The sequence below is a fragment of the Clostridium fallax genome, assembly GCF_900129365.1.
In the GTDB taxonomy this organism is placed as follows: Bacteria; Bacillota; Clostridia; order Clostridiales; family Clostridiaceae; genus Clostridium_AH; species Clostridium_AH fallax.
In genome coordinates this window covers 19,841-37,461 of the sequence record NZ_FQVM01000010.1, presented here as the reverse complement: position 1 = coordinate 37,461, position 17,621 = coordinate 19,841, and the positions used below count along the sequence as shown (strand labels likewise).

Here is a 17,621-nt window from a genome sequence, read left to right as displayed (position 1 = left end):
TTAATTATTTTAAACAATGAACAGTAGATAACTTAACATTATCTACTGTTTTATTTTTATAACTATAAAATATATAATTTAAATTACTTATATCTTTATATAAATTTTTATTACATATTATTTTTTATACTTTAATAGCTTCTTCTATATTTTTCTTAAACCTATCTATATTACCATCATAAATTATAAGATTAATATCCATTTCCTTTGCTCTATCTATAATAGATCCCTTTAATGGCTTTTTAGTTGCAACTAGTATTTTTATAACCTTTCTACCACCTAATTGATTTGCATACACATTTAACTCATTAAGAGCAACATCATCATATTTTGCACTATCCTTACAAGATATGCATATTAATAAAGAATCTTTTATAGCAACTACATCTAACTCATTTTTAACTCTCTTTTTATAATCATTCCATAAAAATAATACACTATTTTTTACATCATCTACTTTTTCTATTTCTTCTACTATATTTTTTGTAAAAACTTCAAGCCAAGAGCCACTTTTAAATATAAAGCTTTTAATATAAGTAGTTAAAAATCTTACCCTTATATGTTCTCCTATATATTCATAATCTATCTCTTTGAATTCTTTTAAAATATTTAATATTTTTATATATGTTTTTATTTCTTTTTTAGGTAAAAATCTTAAATTTATTTTTATTATAGTTGGATTACTCTCATCATGGATAAAAACTTCTTTATCTGAAATTCTGTATTTAACTGTTTGCCATTCTTCTTGATTATTTGCTATTATTTTTGTTAAAGCTTGTATTGACTCACAATGACTTAAATCTGTACCTTCTAATATAATAGAACCACCAAGACTCTCTATAACATCTTTTACTCCTAAATCCAAAAAATTTTGTTTTGTTATATTTATGTTATTATCTTTAAATGTTAATAAAGATTCCTTTTCTATATTTATATAAATACATTGTATATTATATTGTTTTGATTGATTTAGAAAGATTAATGAAGTAAGTTTATCTGCTCCATTTAAAGAAATAATTGTTTCTTCAGATTTTTGCTCTCTTAAAATATTATTTATACTATTAATATCTATTTTTTCTATACAATTATTAAAAACCTTTAAAAAAGAAAATCTTTTTAAATAACACTGATTTATTTTTTGAAGTTGCTCTTGTGTATATTGATTCCTTTTATATATAAAAATTATACGTTCTGGCATATACTTAGCAGCGGCTAATATACCTTCTTCGTTATGTTGTCCTAATATTATAATTAATGATCTACATCTCATATATACCTCCTATTTATTTGGAGAGTTACTATATATTTTGCCTTTTATTAAAAATTTTAACCATAATTCTTATAAATATTTTAAAAATAAAAAAAGGACTTTATATTAAAAGTCCTTTTTATTAAAAATAATTATGTAATTTACATTATTATTTAGAATTTTCCTCTTCTAAATTTTCTTTTTTATTATCATGAAAACTTCTATTTTCTTCTTTTTTTTCTTTTTCTTTATCATTTTCTAAAGGCTTTTGATCTCTATCCTTTTTATTTTCTAGTTCATTCTTATATAAGTTATTACTTTTTTCTTTCATAAACTTATCTTTTATTTTTTGTCTTTCCTTACTTTCCTCTCCCTCTGATTTATCCCCTTTTATTTTATTTTCCTTATCATCTCTTTTATGATCTTTATCACATCTATCATTTTCACATTTATCATTTTCATCTCTATCCTTAACTAGATCTAAAAAGGAAATTCTTTCTTCACCCTTTTTGCTAGTTAAAGATTTTCCATAAACATTAACTGTTGAAAAAAAAGATAATGCAATAAGTGTAGCTGATATAATTTTAAATTTTTTCAAAGTATCACTTCCTTTCACTAAGAAAGTGTGTTACTTTTTTAAAAAATATATACATAATAATAAAAAATTATTGTTTAAAAAAGTTCTAGAAATCATCTAAAAATAATTTCTAGAACCTATAAATCTATTTTAATATTAATTTATAATCTTATTATTAATTACCATTGACCTGGGTATGCCACTATATATAAATCTACATTACGTCTACCCCATTGATTGCATTCTGCTTCAGAATTCATATATAAATCTATTTTATTATTTTTTATAGCTCCACCAGTATCTTGAGCAACAGCATATCCATAACCATCTACATAAACCTTTGTGCCTAAAGGAATTACGTTAGGATCTACCGCTATAGTACTTAATCCATTAATATTTCTTACCGGTTTTGCTCCTGATGCTGTTCTATTAAATTGATCTTCAGTATAAGCAGTTGCTGTAACTGACATCTTCTTTTTATAAACTGTACTAGATCCACCTCTTGAAAGGGCTAATTTTTTTAAAGTTCCCTTAGAAATTAACTTATCTACAGGTTGTTTTGTAATATTTTCAGCAATAACTGACTTTGACACTTGCTCACCATTTTCATAAACAACTTCATAAGTTATTTCCTTTTCTCCATTAGTTCCTTCCGTAACGGTTTTTGTTGACCCTTCTTCAACTGTATCATCATCTTTAACTATAGTATTAAACTCTATAGGTTGGACCTCTTTAATCGTTTCACTTTTTACTCTTACAACTTCAATAGACATATCCTTTGATACTTCTGTATCTTTAGCTGGAGAAACTTTATCATTTTCTCCTAAGTTTATATCTTTTGATGCTAATAAGCCTTTAACTGTTTTTTCTGCACTTTTAAATTCTAAGACATCACCATCCACTTGAACTTTAACTGGTATGGCTGTAGTTATTTCTATGATTGTATTTTTATTAATTACTTCGTTTAAAGCTGGCTGTACTTTGTCTTCTGGAGCTAGTGCAATTTTACTATCATTTATTGCTCCTTCAACAGTCCCTTTAAATGTAGTTATTGTCTTTTCTTCTCCGTTAATTTTCACTACTATATTTTTTTTCATATTGTATATTGTTCCAAATAAGATTCCTATAATTACAAGGAAAAACAATATTTTTGCCTTAGGACTGTTAGAAAAATTCTTAATAAAATTTGTTTTAAATTTTTCTAGCATTTAAAAACCTCCTTGGGCAAGAGTGTCTATTGCATTATAAATAACATAAAATAATATGTCAACATCTGAGCAACATATAAATTTATATAAGTTGTCACTATATTTATTTATTTTTTATTAATTTATAAGAAATATTATGATTTAAATATTATAAGCTTATTTATATAGAATTAATTTAACAAATCAATAATATTTTGATAATAAAATATATATTTCTATAACAAAACCTCATTAGTTTTACTATTTTAGTAAATTAAAATATATTATCTTAAATATTCCATATAGATTTATAACTATTTATAATTAAATATTTATTAATAAAAAAATCTGTAAAAACTTATTACAGATTTTTATGGTATATCAAAAATTAAGCTATTTAAGCTTTATATGTAACTATCTTTTACTATTTTAAAAATTCAATACTATTTAATGGCCAAATTCTAAACTGAGCTTTTCCTATTATATTATTAGCACTTATATATGGATCATTCCAAAACCTAGAATCCAATGATGAAGCTCTGTTATCTCCTAAAAAGAAATATTCTTCATTAGGAACCTTATAAGTTCCTTCAAAGTCAATATTATTTTTTATATATGGTTCATCTAATTTTTTACCATTTACATAAAGTAATGTTCCTTTAACTTCTATTTCATCACCTGGTAAACCAATAAGTCTTTTTATCATATTCTCATTACGTTCATTAGATCTAAAAATTACAATATCTCCTCTTTTTAAATCCCTTGGTTTATATACCTTAGTTGCAACAACTACATTACCTGGCTTTAAAGTAGGTATCATTGATCCACTAGGTATATAAACTGTAAGTATTAAAAATTTTTTAATCAGAAAAATAATAATAATAACTAATAAAATTCCCAATATATCTTTTATTTTAAATTTATCTGCCACATTCAAATTTACAATTCCCCCATATTAAATTTAATGTATAAAAATATTTAATTTATTAACTACAATTATATCATCTATACAAAAATATATAGAATAATTTAACAAAATTTAATTTTTAATCTTACTTAATAAAAGTAAATATATAAATTATAAAAAAAATAAGGGTTACAAAATTATTGTAACCCTTACTTATGGTACGGCAGAGAGGATTCGAACCCCCGACCAACTGGTTCGTAGCCAGCTACTCTATCCAACTGAGCTACTACCGCATATATTAAATATTAAAATAATAGTATCATAATTTTATTAATAAATCAATACTAGTACTTTGCTATTATTAAATAGTTTTATATAGCAATTCTCCATTTTTATAGAATTTACTTTATTGTGAATTTTTACTTTATTAAGATTAATTTAAGATTCAATTAAGAAGTACTTAATTATTATATTTTATACTTACTGTAGTAGGTTCCCCTACCTACTACAAACTTCTTATTACTACAATAGGTAGAAGTAACTCCCGTACTTCTACTTTTTTTTGTCTTTTTTTAATTTTCTTAAAGTTTTATTTCTTCTAATCTGATAAAATAAATAATTATATAGTATATATATAATTTATTAAAATTAATACTACTTCTAGTAAGGAGAGATTTTATGAAAGAATATATCATTTTAACTGACTCTAGTTGTGATTTACCTATAAACTTAATCAAAAGCTTAAATGTTAAATATTTAGGGTTGGTATGTAATTACAAAGGAAACGAAATAATAGAAGATGGTGGCCAATCATTAGATTATAAAACATTTTATGATTCCATGAGAAACGGTGAAACTCCATCAACTTCACAAATAAATGTTTTTAGATTTACTGAAGAATTTGAGAAACACATAAAAGAAGGCAAAGGAATATTATATATATCTTTCTCTTCTGGATTAAGTGGAACTTACAATAGTGCACTTTTAGCAAGGGAAGAAATCTTAGAAAAATATCCAGATGCAGATATCTCAATAGTAGATTCTAGAGCCGCGTCTTTAGGGGTAGGTTTATTGGTATACTATTCATGCTGCTATAAATCTCAAGGAAAAAGTAAGGAAGAGGTTGTAAAGTGGATAGAAGAAACTAAAGACAAAGTTTGTCACTTCTTTACAGTAAATGATTTACATCATTTAAAAAGAGGTGGTCGAATATCTACTACTGCAGCTATAGTGGGGAGTATATTAAATATAAAACCTGTTTTATATGTAGATGATGAAGGAAAATTAGTTATTTTTAATAAAGTTAAAGGAAATAAAAAAGCTATAAAATCATTATTTGAGCAGTTTGAAACTCACATTATAAATTGGGAAGATCAAACTATATTTATATCTCATGGTGATAACCTAGCAGATGCAGAATTTTTAGCTAAAATGATCAAAGAAAAATATAATGTGCAAAATATAATCATAAATAATTTAGGTCTTGCAATAGGAAGTCATGCAGGCCCAGGAATGTTAGGATTATTTTTCTTAGGCGCCTATAAAAGGCCTTAAAAATTAGTAATAAAAACCCCTATTTAGGTCAATAATATAAAATATTATTGATTTTGAAAGGGGTTTTTTTTATGAAAAGCTTAAAAGGAACAAAAACTGCTGATAATTTAGCTAAAGCATTTGCAGGAGAATCTCAAGCACGTAATAGATATACTTTTTACGCTAGTGTAGCTAGAAAAGAAGGATACAAACAAATAGAAGCAGTTTTTTTAGAAACTGCTGATAATGAAAGAGCTCATGCTAAAGTTTTTTATGACTTATTAATCAAAGGATTAGGAGCTGTTCATATAAATGTAAATGCAGATTATCCTATTGGTTTGGGTACAACAGAAGAAAATCTTTTATATGCTGCAGAAGGAGAAAAAGAAGAATGGGGAGATGCTTATCCAGCATTTCAAAAAATAGCTAAAGAAGAAGGATTCCCAGAAGTAGAAAATGCTTTTAAGCATATTTTAGAAGTAGAAAAAGGTCATGAGCAAAGATACAGAGATCTTTTAACAAGCTTAAAAGATAATACATTATTTAAAAGAGATACAAACCAATATTGGAAATGTCGTAATTGTGGATTTATATACGATGGCTTAGAAGCACCTACTGTTTGTCCCGCTTGCAAGCATCCTCAAGGTTACTTTGAAATAATGTACAATACTAGAGCTTAATCATTATATTTTTTTCTTAGCTATATTAATCTAAAAAATTAAATCCTATATTATCAGAGTCTTTTCTAATTACTATAAAACATAAAAAAGAGTTTATCTGAATAATTTACATTTAAGATAAACTCTTTTATTAATCTTTATAATTTAAATTATAAACTTAGCCTTACTTCCCTCTTTTGCGGGAATTACCTCTAATCTTGCTTCTATTCTTTCCTTAAGCTCAGGTACATGAGATATTATACCTACTAATCTTCCATCTCTTTGTAATTCTATTAAACTTTCAATTGCATTATCTAAAGATTCTGTATCAAGGGTTCCAAAACCTTCATCAATAAACATAGTATCTAAGGATATACCTCCAGCATATGATTGAACAACATCGGCAAGTCCTAATGCTAAAGATAATGAAGCTTTAAAGCCCTCTCCTCCGGATAATGTCTTTACATGTCTACATTTACCTGTATAATTATCAAAAACTTCTAGTTCCAATCCTTGCTGCTTTGTTCCCTTTCCTTTTTCTTCTTTTCTTTTTAATATAAATCTTCCACAAGCCATTTTATTTAATCTTATATTGGCCGCTTCAATTATCTCATCAAAATAAGCGGCAAGAACATATCTCTCAAAACTTATTTTTTGTGAATTATCTCCAGATGTAACCTTATAAAGTTCAGCTATAACAGAATATTTTTCCTCCTTAAACTTTATTTTTTCTCTTATAGAAATAATATTCTTTAATAAATGTATATTGTTATTAACTCTTGGCAATATGCTTTTTTCTTTTAAATATAAATCTTCTATACTTAATTTTTTAATCTTTAACTCTTCTTCTAATTCAATTATATTTATCTTGTCTAATTTATCAGTTTCTTTTAATATTTCTTCATATCTATCTTTTAATGATTTTAAGTTTTCATAATAATTTTTTATATCTTTCTCCCTAACAAAGATATCATCTTCATCTATTAAAAAGTTTTTATATTCATTTATATCTTTAAATCCATGTTTACTTATACTATATAATAATTCCTTATTTTCCTTATCAATTTCTTCGTTGATTTCCTTTAAAAATTCTTCTTTAGAAGAAACCTCTTTTTCACCTGCAGAAGCTAAAGATATAGCTCTAGTGTATTCATTCTGAATTTTATTTTCTTCTTCTTTAATTAATGATAATTTATCCTCTAAATCCTTTATATTTTTCTTAAGTATATCTAAACTTCTTATTTCTTTTGGTATTTCTTTCTCTATTAAAGATATTGCTTCATTTAATCCTTCTAACTTACCAATAGTATCATTTAATTTTAACTTTAAATCTTCTCTTAATCCTGATAATTTTTCATTTTCTAATTTTAAAGACTTTATTTTATCTTCTATAATTTTCTTTTCATTTATTATATCTTTTATTGAATTTAATTCCTTATTTATATCTGCTTCCTTAAATTTTAGTTCTTTTCCTATTTGTATAATTCTATTAGTTTTATCATCTAAACTTAAAGCTTTAAAATCTTCTTTAAGTATTTTTATAAATTTTTCTTCTTCCTCGTATAGGCTTTTCTTTTTTTCTTCTATTAAAGTATTACTTTTAGTTAATTTTTCATACTTACTTTTATAATCATCACTTTTTTTATCAAATTGTAACTTTAATATTTTAAGCTCTTCTTCTGTAGGTACATCATCTGAAAAGCTAGCTAAGTTAGGGTGATGAATAGAGCCACAAACCGGACAAGGCATACCATCTTCTAAGTTCTTAGCTAATAATCCAGCCTGTCCTCTTCTAAATAATTTTTCTTTTATTTCGTAATTGTTTTTTATACTTTCATAAATTTTTTCAAATTGAATAAAGGAAGATACTTCATTTTCTCTTTTAATTTCTATTTCCTTTAGTTCATTATATTTTTTATAAATATTTCTTAAATTAATGATTAAATCACTAATACTATCTCTTTCTTTTTCTTTTTCTATTTTCTTAATTTCAAACTTTTGAATATTAACTAATCTTTTTTGTAATTCTTCTTCAGCTTTATTATTAATCTCTAATTTATTTTTTGCATTTATATCACTACTATTTATGTCATCCTTTTGTTTCTTTAAATTTTTCAAATTAGAAATTTTCTCATCATATCCTTGGACCTTAACCTCATAACTTTTAAGTTTAATTAGATTCTCAGATAACTTTTTCTTATGAATTTCTATATCTTTTAATTTTTCTAATTGATTTTTCTTATCTTCTAATAATATTTTATAGTTTTTAAGATTTAATTTAGATTGCTCTAAACTTTTTTCTCTTTCTAATTTTATTCTTTTTTTATTATTTAAAGTATTTTCTATAAATCTTATTTCTAATGCTTTTCTATTAAATAAAAGTTCTTTTTCTTTATATTCATAAACATCTTTTAATTTGACTTTTTCATCTAATAAAATTTTTAAATTATTTCTATTTTGTATTTTTTTATTTTGCTCATCACCTTTTATTATTTTACCTTGAAGATTTTCTATTTCCATCTTTATTATATCTTTTTTATTATTTATATCTTGTACCAATTCTTTATCTATATCAATTTGTTTTTTAACTTCTGTAATTATTTCCTCAGTATTTTTATTTTCGCTACTTATTAATTTAAAAAGTCTTTCATTTCCTTCTGCATTTATATTTTTAATGTTGGTATTTTGCTCCAATAATTTTTCCTTAATATCTATATATATTTCTTTGGTTTCCTTTTCTAATTTCTTCTTTACACCATCAAAAATCTCAGTTCCAAATATTCTTCTAAAAATATCTTCTCTTTCCTTACTATCCGCTTCTAAAAGCTTTCTAAATTCTCCTTGAGGTAACATAACTATTTGCTTAAATTGCTGCTTAGTTATACCTAATATATTACTAATATTTTCATCAACTGCTGTAACTCTAGTTATTAGTTTTCCTGATGGTAAAAGCAAATCAGCTTCTGCTCCCTTTTGAGTATACCCCTCCCCCTTTGCCTTCTTCTTCAGTTGGGCTGGATATCTTTTTATATTATATTTTTTATTCTTAAGCTCAAACTCTAATTGTACATAAGTTAAATCTCCATCTTTTGCAAAGTCACTTCTTAAGCTGTCCTTATCCCTACTACTTCCAGATGCTTCTCCAAACAAAGCAAAACTTATTGCATCAAATATTGTGGTCTTCCCTGCCCCAGTAGGGCCAGTTATTAAAAATATATTTTTATCATTAAGATCATTAAAATCTAATTCTACTTTTCCAGCATATGGTCCAAAAGCATTTAAGGTAAGTTTTACAGGTCTCATTTATATTTCCTCCTTTTCAACTTCCTCTATAATTTTTGTCATAACTTCTTCTTTTTTATTATCTAATTCCTTTCCTGTAATAGAATTATAAAACTCTTTAAATAATTCTAATTTAGTTCTATTTTTATAGCCATTAGACGCTGAAGTCCTTGAACTTTCCCTTGCATTAATATATTCTCTTGATAATCCCATTACATTAGGATAAACTGATCTAAGTTTAGATATTGGATCTATAATCTCCCCTTCGTCTGTTAAAATAGCATATATATAATCATCTTTATTTTCAAGATTATAAACTTCTGGCTTTATAATTTCTTCTAAATTACCTTTTATAATTCTCATATCTCTTAAAGATATCATAGGTTTTATTTTTACATCTAATTCACCATTTTTATCTATATTTATAATAGTTATACTCTTTTTTTGATGAGTTTCAGAAAAGGAATACTTTAAGAGAGACCCTGAATATCTTATTCTATCACTTCCTACTTTTTGAGGTCCATGTAGATGTCCTAAGGCTGTATAAGTAAAATCCTTAAAAATATCTCCATTTATTAAGTCCGTACCACCTATACTTAATGGTCTTTCAGAATCACTTATCTCCATACCAGCTCTAAGAGTTTTATAATCTTCATTAGCTTCTTCACTAATATTATTGTCTTTCTCCTTAACATAGGTTACATAACCATGAGCTACTGCTATATTTCGTTCATTTAAATTCATATCACTCTTTATATTTTCTATTATTTTTCTCATTCCATCTTCATGAGTTTTTATATCAGAATCTTCATAAATATGTCTAACTAAAGATGGATCTGCATAAGGTATTAAATAAAAATTTACATTTCCAAATTGATCTTTTAATGATACCTTACTTATATCTTTTTTTAATACTCCCTCTATATATAATCCATTATTTTTAAAAAGTTTATTACCAAAAGATATTCTTTCTCCTCCATCATGATTTCCACCTATAGCTAGAATAGGTATTTTATATTCATTTAATATCTTAGTAAATACATCATTTAAAAGCTCTACTGCTTCTATAGGAGGAATTGATCTATCATATAAGTCTCCAGCTATTACTATAGCATCAGGATTCTCCTCTTTTATTACTTTTAAAAATTCTCTTAATATGAATCCTTGATCTGGTATCATACTAAATTCATTTACAATTTTTCCTATATGCCAATCACCTGTATGAATTATTTTCAATGTTATCCCTCCAATTATATTTATAATTAATTATATATTATCTTAAAAAGACCTCCTTGGATATCTCCAAAGAGGTCTTTTTAGTATATGTTCTAATTATTATTTACTATTTAATTTTATTATGTTAAGAATAACTTCAACAGCTTTTTCCATTGATTCTGTTGGTATAAATTCATACTTTCCGTGGAAATTTTCTCCCCCAGTAAATAAATTAGGTGTTGGAAGTCCCATAAATGATAATCTAGCTCCATCTGTACCACCTCTTATTGGCACTACCTGTGGAACTACCCCTGAATCCTCCATAGCCTTTTTAGCTGTTTCTACTATATGAATAACAGGTTCTACTTTTTCCTTCATATTTCTATATTGTTCTTTTATATTAACTGTAACAGTTCCTTCTCCATATTTTCCATTTAACTCTTCACTTATTTTTTTCATAAGATTTATTCTGTTTTCAAAACCTTCTGTAAAGAAATCTCTAATTATAAAAGCTATTGTAGAATTTTCTACATCACCTTTCATATCTATTAAATGGAAAAACCCTTCGTATCCTTCTGTTTTTTCAGGAACTTGATTAGATGGTAACATATTTATAAACTCATTAGCTACTAACATTGAATTTATCATTTTATTTTTAGCTGAACCTGGGTGAACATTTCTACCTTTTATAGTTATTGTAGCTGCAGCTGCATTAAAGTTTTCATACTCTAATTCTCCAAGTCTTCCACCATCAACTGTATATGCAAAGTCTGCTCCAAAGAATTTAACATCAAAGTGATCTGCACCCTCTCCTATTTCCTCATCAGGAGTAAATGCAATTTTTATAGTTCCATGCTCTATTTCTGGGTTATTTATAAGATATTCAATAGCTGTTATTATTTCAGCTATACCAGCTTTATCATCTGCTCCTAAAAGTGTAGTTCCATCTGTTGTTATTAAAGTTTTTCCCTTATATAAATTTAATTCAGGAAATTCCTTTGGAGATAAGACTATATTAAATTCTTTATTTAATATAATATCTTCACCATTATAGTTTTTAACAAATTGAGGTTTTATATTTTCGCCACTCATATCTGGAGATGTATCCATATGTGATATAAAGCCTATTGTTGGTAATTTCTTTGAGGTATTGGAAGGTAATGTTCCGTAAACATATCCAAATTCACTTATAGTGACATCTTTAACACCTAAAGACTTTAATTCTTCTGCTAGAATCTTTCCAAGTTCTAATTGACCCTTTGTGCTTGGAGTTGTACCTGTTGTCTCATCTGATTTAGTATTGACCTTTACGTAATTTAAAAATCTTTCTGTTACGTTCATTATAAAACACCTCTCCCTTTATAAAATTAAATTTGTTTATTATTTAGGTTATCTTTAAGTTCTTTAATAACAAATATTAAATATACTAATGATAACAATATATACATTATATAAAAATAAGGTACTTTAAACTTAAATAAGAAAAATATTGTTGATATAGTTGTTGGAAGTACCAAACAATATACTGAAACTTTATATATATCAAAAATAGATATTTTAACTCTTAATAAAATGCTTATAAGTAAACCAATTAAAGCTATTAATATTGAAGATAATATAAGTCCTATAAAATTAAAAGCTATTTGATAAAGAATTATAAATATAGATCCAGCTTTTAAAACTGCTAAAATCGTTAACAATTGATTTGTTCCAAAATTAACCTTTTCTAAATCTCCAAAATTAATCTTTTGAACATCTTTAAAATCATTTATAAGTATAAGCTTATCTTTAAATATTAAAAGTACATTAGGTTTATTATCTATATTATATTTTTTTAATAAGTTCTTATTAAATTCTTTATATTCTAAATTAGTATCTATAAATATTAAATTTTCATCTTTACTTAATATATATGGACTTTTTGAAATATTAACTTCTCCATTTTTAAACTCAAAATCAATTATTCCACTTTTTATATCGCCTTTTAATCTATTTATATTTTGTATATAGCTTACACTTCCTCCTATGCCTTCTATGACACCAAAAAATAAAGCTAATATAAATAAAAATCCAAAAGCTTTTTTTACAGTACTATTTTTAAAATTTATATAATACTTAAAGTTAAATATAGCATTTATAAATTCTGTGAAAAAACCATCCTTTATTTCCATAATTTCACCCCATAGGATAAGTTCTATATTTAATTATACTATTTTAAACATATATTTTACATATGTTTACCAATATAATTTATAAGTTTATTTTTCCAGGTTAATAGTTATATATTTTATAGAAAAAATTAAATAAAATGATCCTAAAATTATGTATATGTAATTAAACTTATTATTCGAGAATCCGAATAACATAAAAATAGATTTTAAAATTGAAGGAAAAGTGTTTGAATATATACTTAGCTTAAATAAATCAACAAAAGAAATTTTTATTTTTAATACTGAAGTAATTAAAACTCCAAGCAATGTCAATAAAAAACAAGAGAATATATTTATAATAAAAATTAAAAAAGGAAATATTATTATTAATGTTATTAATCCTAATTTAAATTTAAAAACATACTTTATAAATTTTTCTTTATTTAAAGTTATTTTTTTAAATGTATCTAATTGAGTTTCATCTATTTTATCTTTACTTTTATAAATTATCTTATCTTTTAAGACTAATATAACCTTATCCCTACCATATAAATAATTATTTATTATATTCCCTTCGCCATCTCTTGTATCTATTATTATCTCTAGGCCACCACTATTTTTTATTACTATTTCATCTTTTTGATTTACATGTAATATACCATTATGAAAACTAAAATCTGGAAAGTTATTTTTAACTTCTATTTCTACAGAATTTATAAACTTATTATACTTATGAAATATATTAAAAAAGCTTATAATCCCTAATATGAAAGAAATTATCACTATATAAATTAATGCTCTAAAAAATCTATCTTTATATAATAATATATAATTTTTAGGCTTATATATGCTTATTATTAATCTATCTTTAAAAGAAATCTTATCCATAAATCTCACTCCTTTTTTATAGTTTATCCATAAAATAAAATTTATTATCAATGTTTAACTTTTAGAGTTTTTGTCCATAATTTAGATAAATAATTTAAAGGGAGTGGTTTTATGCTTAAAAATGAAAACAAATCAAAAAAATCTTTCCTTAAAAATATCTTAAGCTTTGCAAAAGGAAAGAAATTTTTCATATTATATTCTTCACTTTTAATGATTTGTTTTATATTTATATTTTCTACAGTTTTGTCCTACAATAAAATTTTCAACTCATTTTCTAGCTTATTTAGTGACGGAAAATATATAGAAGCTAATAATTTAATTTTAAATAAAGGCAAGCTTAATCCTATGAAACATTTATTACTAAAAAATGATATGAAAAAATACTTTTCAAATGAATTAAACTCATTATCACAAAAATATGATAACAATGAGATAAATGACTTAACCTTACTTGCTATAGTTACTGAAATGGAAAGATTTAATGTTATAAATGAAGATATAAAAAACTTAAAAGAATCATTAATTATATTAAATGATTCTCAAACAACTTTTAATTCTGCAGTACAAAAGTTTAATGATAAGGATTATGTTGGAGCTTTCAATTCTTTTAATAAAGTAATAGCTTTTGATGAAAATTACATGGAATCATTAAATTATAAACAATTAATATCAATTAAAATGAAAGAAAAAGCCTTAAAATCTTCTGAAGAATTAGCATCTCAAAGATACTATTCTAAAGCAATTGCGATCTTAGAAGAAAATATGACCTATTATGGGAATGATAAAGAAATTTTATCTAAAATAGATCAATATAAATTAAAAAAAGATGAAATCCTAAATAAAAATAATTCTAAGGAAACATCTAAAAAATCAAATGAAAAAAATACTTCTAAAGAAGAATCTAAATCAAAAGAAGCTTCCGCTTCTGCATCTACTATTACAACAAAAATAACTTCAAATAATATAAATACTCTAAATTTAAATAGTGGTAGTCCATATCTTATGTATGTAGATTTAGAAAATCAAAGAACTCAAGTATATAAAGGTTCAAAAAACAAATGGGAATTAATTAAAAACTTTGTATGCTCTACTGGTGTTGATGGAAAAGAAACACCTAAAGGCACATATACAACAAAAAAACGTGGCGAATGGTTCTATGCTCCTGAATATGAGCAAGGAGGAAAGTACTGGACTACCTTTATAGATGGCTATATGTTCCACTCTATCCCTTTTGCTAAGGATAAAGAAACCATAGTAGATTATACCTTAGGTACTCCTGCCTCTCATGGTTGTATTAGATTAGCTATAGATGATGCTAAGTGGATACATGATAATGTCACTATAGGTTCCAAACTTATAATTAACTAATTAAAACTTAAAATAAATAAAAGTTTGTCTATGAATATCTTTATATTATAAATTAAATTTATTTATATATTTTTTATAAAAATACCTTAAATAAAAAGCTATGAATTTAAAATATTATAATAAAAATTTTAAAATTCATAGCTTCTTAATTTTAGTTTTATTTAGTTAATTTGTGATTATAAATTCTTCTATTTTCTAAAGACCATATTCTTTCTGAAAAATCTCCTACTTTAGTTTCCCTAATAGCTTTTCTCATATCATACATTCTTGCATCTAATACATCTAAATAATGTAGAACTTCAGCCTCTGGAATCATAGGTTTAATAGGACTACCGTATTCAGGCTCATAGTGATGTGATAATACCATATGTTGTAATAATATTATAATTTCTTTATCTACACCTAATTTAATACCTGTTACTTCTATATCCTTTATTCCTTCTGTTATATGCCCTAATAAGGTTCCCTCTAATGTATATTCACTTACTATACCTAAATTACTTGCATCCATTTCCTTAATCTTAGCTAAATCATGCAGTATAACTCCAGCATATAATAAGTCTTCATTTAGAAAATCATATATTAAAGTTAATTGCTTCGCAACTTTTAACATAGTTAAGATATGATATAATAGTCCACCCCTTATTGAATGGTGATTCTTCTTAGCAGCTGGATAGTACATAAGTTTATCTTCATTATTTAAAAACATTTCCCTAACTATTTTCTTTATATCATCATTACTCATTCTACCTATAATACCATTTATCTCATTAAACATATCTTTACTGCTATAAGGAGCTGTTTGTATATAATTTTCTATATTAACATGATCATCATCATTTAAATTTCTTATAAGTTCTATCTTTAATTGTAAAGAGGATTGCCAAGCTACTACTATTCCTCTTATTTTAACTAAAGTGTTTTCTTTAAATGCGTTTTCATTTTCATTATTAACTTCCCATAGTTTAGCTGCTATCTCTCCAGTATTATCACCAATAACAAAATCTAAGTACTTTTTGCCATTAGCATTAGCAGTTTTACAGTTGACAGATTTTATAAGAAAGAAACCTTCTATTCTTTCACCTTGTATAAATTCATTTATTGCTTTTTCAGGTATACTCACTAAATCTCTTCCTTTCATCGACTAAATTATTAAATAAAAAAATATTGTTCATATATAATTATAACGGTTTATTTTATATTTAAACATATCAAAATATTTTTTGATAGAATATAAATATGAAAAGGAGTGAAAATAAATGCAAATTTCTAATAATGTTAAATATATAATAAGTGAATTATATAAAAATAACTTTGAAGCTTTTATAGTAGGCGGCTCTGTAAGAGATTTTTTATTGAATAAAAAGCCTAAAGATTTTGATATAGCAACTAATGCTTTACCTCAAGATATAATAAATATATTTGAAAAAACCATTCCTACTGGAATAAAGCATGGAACTATAACTGTATTAATAAATAATGAATCCTTTGAAATTACAACTTATAGAATTGATGGTGAATATAAAGATAATCGTCATCCTAAAGAAGTTATATTTGTTTCTAATATTGAAAAAGATTTATCTAGAAGAGATTTTACAATAAATGCTATGGCCTATAATGAAAAAGAAGGTTTAATAGACTTTTTTAACGGAAAAGAAGATTTAAAAAACAAGATAATAAAAACTGTAGGAGAAAGTAATAAAAGATTTAAAGAGGATGCTCTTAGAATTCTTAGGGCTATAAGATTTTCTTGCCAATTAGATTTTTCTATTGAAGAAAATACCCTTAAAGCTATTAAGGAAAATAGACATCTTATATCTAATATAAGCATAGAAAGAATAAGAGATGAATTTATTAAAATACTATTAAGCCAAACACCTTCTAAGGGTTTAATTCTTTTAAAGAATTGTAATTTATTAAACTTAATTATTCCAGAACTTGAAGTTACTATAGGATTTGATCAAAGAACACCTTATCATAATAAAGATGTATTTAATCATACTCTTCAAGTATTAGGTAATGTACCTTCTAATCTTATTTTAAGACTTGCAGCACTTTTTCATGATATAGGAAAACCTCATTGTTTCTTTTTAGATGAAAATAATATAGGTCATTTTTATGGTCACAATAAAAAAAGTGAAGAAATAACTAAATTTATACTAAAAAGACTTAAATTTGATAACGAAACTATAAATAAAGTTTGTATACTTATAAAAGAACATATGAATGTTTTGGTTAACCCTAAAGATTCAACATTAAAAAAGATGATTAATAGAGTTGGTGAGAACTTAATATTTGATTTATTTACACTTCAAAAAGAAGATATAAAAGCTACTGCTCCTCCATTTTTATATTTAGAAAAAGTTGATTATATGGAAGCAAAATGCATAGAAATATTAAATTCTAAAGCACCAATTAGCACAAAACATTTAAATTTAAATGGTAATGATTTAATTAATTATTTAAATATTAAACCTGGTAAAATCATAGGTGAAATTTTAGATATATTATTAGATAAAGTTTTAGATAATCCCCAATTAAATAATAAAGAAATCCTGTTAAACTTATCAAAAAAAATCTTGAAAGATATTAATAACTAAACTATT

The 17,621-nt window shown here is 24.5% G+C and carries 14 protein-coding genes and 1 tRNA gene; 4 read left to right on the top strand and 11 right to left on the bottom strand.

Annotated elements, in window-relative coordinates; translation table 11 throughout:
- Window positions 1–124 precede the first annotated feature (124 nt).
- The 5 genes from BUA70_RS06715 to BUA70_RS06695 form a co-directional block, all read right to left on the bottom strand.
- Entirely contained in the window at window positions 125–1,270 is a 1,146-nt protein-coding gene (locus tag BUA70_RS06715; RefSeq protein ID WP_072895250.1) for a Card1-like endonuclease domain-containing protein, read from the bottom strand.
- A 148-nt stretch (window positions 1,271–1,418) separates the two neighbouring features.
- Window positions 1,419–1,847, bottom strand: a complete 429-nt coding sequence (locus BUA70_RS06710) for a hypothetical protein (protein WP_072895247.1) — start codon at window positions 1,845–1,847, stop codon at window positions 1,419–1,421.
- A gap of 158 nt (window positions 1,848–2,005) precedes the next feature.
- Window positions 2,006–3,034, bottom strand: a complete 1,029-nt coding sequence (locus tag BUA70_RS06705; RefSeq protein ID WP_072895243.1) for a resuscitation-promoting factor — start codon at window positions 3,032–3,034, stop codon at window positions 2,006–2,008.
- A gap of 403 nt (window positions 3,035–3,437) precedes the next feature.
- Window positions 3,438–3,944 carry a signal peptidase I gene (gene lepB, locus BUA70_RS06700; RefSeq protein ID WP_242977367.1) on the bottom strand — a complete coding sequence of 169 codons (507 nt, stop codon included), beginning with the start codon at window positions 3,942–3,944 and terminating at the stop codon, window positions 3,438–3,440.
- A gap of 192 nt (window positions 3,945–4,136) precedes the next feature.
- Window positions 4,137–4,213, bottom strand: a tRNA-Arg gene (locus tag BUA70_RS06695).
- A 385-nt stretch (window positions 4,214–4,598) separates the two neighbouring features.
- On the opposite strand from BUA70_RS06695, the gene BUA70_RS06690 reads away from it, so the two are divergent.
- Together BUA70_RS06690 and rbr are read left to right on the top strand one after the other, a co-directional pair.
- Window positions 4,599–5,474, top strand: coding sequence for a DegV family protein (locus BUA70_RS06690; RefSeq protein ID WP_072895237.1), 876 nt, complete (start codon window positions 4,599–4,601; stop codon window positions 5,472–5,474).
- A gap of 71 nt (window positions 5,475–5,545) precedes the next feature.
- Window positions 5,546–6,133 carry a rubrerythrin gene (gene rbr / locus BUA70_RS06685; RefSeq protein WP_072895234.1) on the top strand — a complete coding sequence of 196 codons (588 nt, stop codon included), beginning with the start codon at window positions 5,546–5,548 and terminating at the stop codon, window positions 6,131–6,133.
- A 144-nt stretch (window positions 6,134–6,277) separates the two neighbouring features.
- Here rbr and BUA70_RS06680 read toward each other — a convergent pair whose 3' ends face one another.
- The 5 genes from BUA70_RS06680 to BUA70_RS06660 form a co-directional block, all read right to left on the bottom strand.
- Window positions 6,278–9,415, bottom strand: a complete 3,138-nt coding sequence (locus BUA70_RS06680) for an AAA family ATPase (protein WP_072895231.1) — start codon at window positions 9,413–9,415, stop codon at window positions 6,278–6,280.
- Complete coding sequence (locus BUA70_RS06675; protein WP_072895227.1) at window positions 9,416–10,630, bottom strand: exonuclease SbcCD subunit D; 1,215 nt, start codon at window positions 10,628–10,630, stop codon at window positions 9,416–9,418.
- Between the two features lie 99 nt (window positions 10,631–10,729).
- Window positions 10,730–11,953 (bottom strand): peptidase T, encoded by a 1,224-nt coding sequence (gene pepT, locus BUA70_RS06670; protein ID WP_072895224.1) that lies wholly within the window; start codon window positions 11,951–11,953, stop codon window positions 10,730–10,732.
- Window positions 11,954–11,976: 23 nt separating this feature from the next.
- Window positions 11,977–12,780: a DUF1189 family protein gene (locus tag BUA70_RS06665; protein ID WP_072895221.1), complete on the bottom strand. Its 804-nt coding sequence runs from the start codon at window positions 12,778–12,780 to the stop codon at window positions 11,977–11,979.
- Between the two features lie 87 nt (window positions 12,781–12,867).
- Window positions 12,868–13,647, bottom strand: a complete 780-nt coding sequence (locus BUA70_RS06660; RefSeq protein WP_072895218.1) for a DUF1189 domain-containing protein — start codon at window positions 13,645–13,647, stop codon at window positions 12,868–12,870.
- 111 nt (window positions 13,648–13,758) lie between these two features.
- On the opposite strand from BUA70_RS06660, the gene BUA70_RS06655 reads away from it, so the two are divergent.
- Window positions 13,759–15,015, top strand: a complete 1,257-nt coding sequence (locus BUA70_RS06655; RefSeq protein ID WP_083573473.1) for a L,D-transpeptidase — start codon at window positions 13,759–13,761, stop codon at window positions 15,013–15,015.
- Between the two features lie 157 nt (window positions 15,016–15,172).
- Here the strand turns inward: BUA70_RS06655 and BUA70_RS06650 are convergent, their stop codons facing one another.
- Window positions 15,173–16,156 (bottom strand): 3'-5' exoribonuclease YhaM family protein, encoded by a 984-nt coding sequence (locus BUA70_RS06650; RefSeq protein WP_072895212.1) that lies wholly within the window; start codon window positions 16,154–16,156, stop codon window positions 15,173–15,175.
- A 118-nt stretch (window positions 16,157–16,274) separates the two neighbouring features.
- Between BUA70_RS06650 and BUA70_RS06645 the strand changes: the two genes are divergently transcribed.
- The gene (locus BUA70_RS06645; RefSeq protein WP_072895209.1) at window positions 16,275–17,615 is read left to right on the top strand and encodes a CCA tRNA nucleotidyltransferase; all 1,341 of its coding nucleotides are present in this window, start codon (window positions 16,275–16,277) and stop codon (window positions 17,613–17,615) included.
- Window positions 17,616–17,621 lie beyond the last annotated feature (6 nt).

Excerpts from the sequence above, each read along its gene's own strand:
- BUA70_RS06690 (WP_072895237.1), top strand. The coding sequence starts at position 4,599 with ATGAAAGAATATATCATTTTAACTGACTCTAGTTGTGATTTACCTATA.
- BUA70_RS06715 (WP_072895250.1), bottom strand. The coding sequence starts at position 1,270 with ATGAGATGTAGATCATTAATTATAATATTAGGACAACATAACGAAGAA.
- BUA70_RS06705 (WP_072895243.1), bottom strand. The coding sequence starts at position 3,034 with ATGCTAGAAAAATTTAAAACAAATTTTATTAAGAATTTTTCTAACAGT.
- BUA70_RS06680 (WP_072895231.1), bottom strand. The coding sequence starts at position 9,415 with ATGAGACCTGTAAAACTTACCTTAAATGCTTTTGGACCATATGCTGGA.
- BUA70_RS06650 (WP_072895212.1), bottom strand. The coding sequence starts at position 16,156 with ATGAAAGGAAGAGATTTAGTGAGTATACCTGAAAAAGCAATAAATGAA.
- BUA70_RS06645 (WP_072895209.1), top strand. The coding sequence starts at position 16,275 with ATGCAAATTTCTAATAATGTTAAATATATAATAAGTGAATTATATAAA.
- rbr (WP_072895234.1), top strand. The coding sequence starts at position 5,546 with ATGAAAAGCTTAAAAGGAACAAAAACTGCTGATAATTTAGCTAAAGCA.
- BUA70_RS06660 (WP_072895218.1), bottom strand. The coding sequence starts at position 13,647 with ATGGATAAGATTTCTTTTAAAGATAGATTAATAATAAGCATATATAAG.
- BUA70_RS06665 (WP_072895221.1), bottom strand. The coding sequence starts at position 12,780 with ATGGAAATAAAGGATGGTTTTTTCACAGAATTTATAAATGCTATATTT.
- BUA70_RS06655 (WP_083573473.1), top strand. The coding sequence starts at position 13,759 with ATGCTTAAAAATGAAAACAAATCAAAAAAATCTTTCCTTAAAAATATC.